The organism is Ectothiorhodospira haloalkaliphila ATCC 51935 (assembly GCF_000633935.1).
Classification (GTDB): Bacteria; Pseudomonadota; Gammaproteobacteria; order Ectothiorhodospirales; family Ectothiorhodospiraceae; genus Ectothiorhodospira; species Ectothiorhodospira haloalkaliphila.
The window spans coordinates 236,036-239,301 of the sequence record NZ_KK214995.1 but is presented as its reverse complement, the minus strand read 5'-3'; the positions used below and the strand labels follow the sequence as shown (position 1 = coordinate 239,301).

Below are 3,266 nucleotides of genomic sequence, written 5' to 3'. Positions count from 1 at the left end.
CATGCTCATCCGCATCGGCAACCCCGAACCACTCGCCCAGCGTGCTGTGGTCCCAACTGCGGCTGGTCGCCAGCTTGCTCTGCGGGTCCGTACCCGTGCAGCGATCATCGCCAGCACCAGATCCCGTTGCCGTGATGGCTTGGAATCCAGCAGGGGTCCCAGGTGCAACCGCTGCATCGCCTGGCCGATCGCCTGCACCGCGCCGTGTGTCCGCGAACGTACCACCTCGAAGAGGCTATCGACCGGAGCCAGCGGCTCCCCCTTGAGGACAGCACGAATCGATTCGGCTTGTTCGCGGGACAGAGACGAGAGATTGGCGAGGGTGCGCTTGACGATGCGGCCGCCTTCGCGGGTGGACTCGCGCAGCAGAATGGCGGGGGGCGAATTGCGATTGGGGACAATGTCGATGTACATGGACTGATTATAGCCCAACGCCACGGGTAAAAAATCAAAAAAGCATGATTTACATGGGTACATTTCCGACTAAAAATTGACCCACCTCACCGAAAACTCACACACCACCAGCAACTTACCAAGAACATGAGAATAGTTCGCGCTGAAACTTCAGGTTAAAGTCAGATCTGGTGTATAGGGGGGAAGGAAGGGTGGCGTATCCTGTCGATTGATCACGACCAAGATCTCAATCAACAAAAACGGACACGCCATGACCAAGTCTACCCTTCAAGCTGTCTCACAACCAGAACCTTAGGCCACTGATCCGCTGCACGAGTTACTGCGCCAAGGTGCCCGCGACCTGATCACCTTGGCGGTCGAAGCCGAGCAGGCTGGCCGTGGGTGTCTTCCCACAGTTCCTGGAAGATGGTCGGATCAAAGGTCTGACCCGTCTCGTCCGTGTGCTGCTGCCAGAGGGTTTGGCGCTCTTCTTCGGTGAAGTTGCCCATGCGCAACGACTCGGCCTTGATGTTGAAGGCACTGCCGCCGGTGATCACCTGGGCACCTTCCTGGTGCAGGCGGTAATCCCGCACGTCCCGCACACCGCACAGCAGAATGCTCTGGGGGAAGGCATCCGGTCGCTGCGGATAGCCGGCGCGGATCTGGCGCAGCAGCGAGATCAGCGTGTCGCCCACCAGGGCGTCCACTTCGTCCAGGGTACGCCTCCGGTAGGGCACGTATACCCAACCCTCACTCCCCGCTGTCATTCTCCCCGCAGGCCTGGGCGCGGTTCCCAGTGATAGGGCAGCAGTTCGCGGATCTGCTCCGGGTCCGTAATCCCTTGTTGGCGCAGGCGCGATTCCACCTGGTAGATCGCCGTGATCAGCTTCATCACCAGATGCACCCGGCCACGCTTTTTGTGTTTGCGGGCGATCTTTTCGAACGGGCGACTCGCATGGGCCCAGCAGGCACACCAGATCAGCGCCTCCTGGATCCGTTCGGCATTGAGGTAGCCCGCATAGGCATCGGCTTGCAGATATCCCTGGCAGTCACGCAGGTGTTCCAGCGGCCCTTCCTGGGATCCGTTGGTGTTGTAGTCGTAGAACACCGGGATGATACCGTCCTCCCGCCCTGTGGGACCGGCATTGTTGAAGAAGCGAGGCATGACCGCAGTATAGGACGGAAGCCCGCCCAATAGGAAAGGCCCCACCACAATCCATGTGGCGGGGCCCGGTGTCGCGCGGCAATGAATCCATCCAGTGGATCCTCCATGATGCAGTGCCTTTCATCCCTGACTGCCTTCACTGGCGACAGGGTGTATTTTCCACAATTTCAGAAAGGTGACAACGTCAATCGATGGAAATGTGAATCAGTTCAAATTACAGATCCGAAAGACTGATCTCTCTCGAGGTTTGTTACGATCAGCAGCCCGCTCAGGCACCCCACACCCGGATGCAGCGCCCTTCCACAGTCCGTTCCGTCTCCCAGATCCGCTCCTCCCAGGTCACCCCGGGATCGCGATTGAAGATCACCAGATGGGCCTCGTCAGCGCCCACCTGACTGGCATAGGATGCCGTCTGGGCAAGCCCCTGACTGATGACGCCCTCCAGCGCCCCCCGCTGCAGCTTGAGTTCAATCACAATGCGCTGCATGGGGCCATGAAAGCCCTTCACCGGGTCCGTCGGCCATTCAATGAAAAGGTCCGTGCGCTTGCGGCCCAGACCGTATTCCCGGCTGATGCGGCCACCGCCATTGACGATACGCTGCAAAAAGGCCTGCATCAGCAACTGCGGGCCCGCCTCCTTGTAGTCAAAGCGCTCCATCCAGCTATCGGCATGTTCACGGAAGAATTGCTGGAAGGCACGCATCAGCCTGGGCACGTCCAGGCAATGGACGGGGGTGAGATACCAGACAGTTTCCTGGTTGGGAATGCGTACCTGCGTGGTCCAGGTCAACTCTCGGGGGATGACTTCTCGGTAGATACGATTGCTGATACGCACCCGGGGACGGACCTCGATCAGACCCAGGTCGTGAACGTATTCCAGATCGTCCAGGGGGAGTTGCTCCAGCCCCTCCTCACCCGAGGCCAGCAACTCACTGATCACGCGGCAAACGCGGGGCTCTCGCAACTTGTCCGCCAACTGGTCCAGGTGCGTGGCCCGGGACTGGATCAGGGCCTCCCGGGCGGCCCGGTAGTCCTCCAGGGACAACGGGCGGCTGCGGTCGCGGGCCGGTTTGAAGCGCCAGGTGAGTTCATAGCCCAGGGCATTCACCAGCCAGGGCTGGCCATGGGTGTCTTCCCATAGTTCCTGGAAGATGGTCGGATCAAAGGCCTGACCCGTCTCGTCGGTGTGCTGCTGCCAGAGGGTTTGGCACTCTGCTTCGGTGAAGTTGCCCATGCGCAGCGACTCGGCCTTGATGTTGAAGGCACTGCCGCCGGTGATCACCTGAGCCCCTTCCTGGTGCAGACGGTAATCCCGCACGTCGCGCACGCCGCACAGCACAATGCTCTGGGGGAACGCATCCGGTCGCTGCGGGTAGCCGGCACGGATCTGGCGCAGCAGCGAGATCAGGGTGTCGCCCACCAGGGCATCCACTTCGTCCAGGAACAGCACCGTGGGGCAACCTGCGTGTTGAGCCCAGTGTTGAAGGACCTGTGTGAGCAGATTCTGGGGAGAGATGTCCTTGCGCCTGTCATCATACCATCGGGACAGGTGATCATCCTTCAGGTAGAGCTGGATGGAATTGACCAGGGCATCGCAGACGGCCGGGATGCCCTTTTCCTCATTCCCGCGTGCCACCTGGGCACCCTCGATATTGGCATACGCACAAGCGTAACGCCCCTGGGCATTGATCGCCTCCATCATCGCCAG

At 60.4% G+C, this 3,266-nt stretch carries 3 protein-coding genes and 1 pseudogene; all 4 read right to left on the bottom strand.

All coding sequences use genetic code 11. The annotated features are described in order from the left end of the window. Positions 1 to 414, bottom strand: a pseudogene (locus ECTHA_RS19990) (hypothetical protein); the annotation flags it as partial. Between the two features lie 344 nt (positions 415 to 758). Further along, a complete protein-coding gene (locus ECTHA_RS0101100; RefSeq protein WP_203225307.1) occupies positions 759 to 1,160 on the bottom strand; it encodes a hypothetical protein in 402 nt (133 codons plus the stop codon). Further along, entirely contained in the window at positions 1,157 to 1,558 is a 402-nt protein-coding gene (locus tag ECTHA_RS0101095) for an IS66 family transposase (RefSeq protein WP_025281223.1), read from the bottom strand. The genes ECTHA_RS0101100 and ECTHA_RS0101095 overlap by 4 nt, the downstream gene beginning before the upstream one ends. A gap of 268 nt (positions 1,559 to 1,826) precedes the next feature. Continuing rightward, positions 1,827 to 3,266: hypothetical protein (locus ECTHA_RS0101090; protein ID WP_026623441.1), on the bottom strand; the 1,440-nt coding region annotated here is incomplete at its 5' end.

What these genes read in the sequence shown, in the direction of transcription:
- ECTHA_RS0101100 (WP_203225307.1), bottom strand. Translation starts at nt 1,160, where the DNA reads ATGACAGCGGGGAGTGAGGGTTGGGTATACGTGCCCTACCGGAGGCGT.
- ECTHA_RS0101095 (WP_025281223.1), bottom strand. Translation starts at nt 1,558, where the DNA reads ATGCCTCGCTTCTTCAACAATGCCGGTCCCACAGGGCGGGAGGACGGT.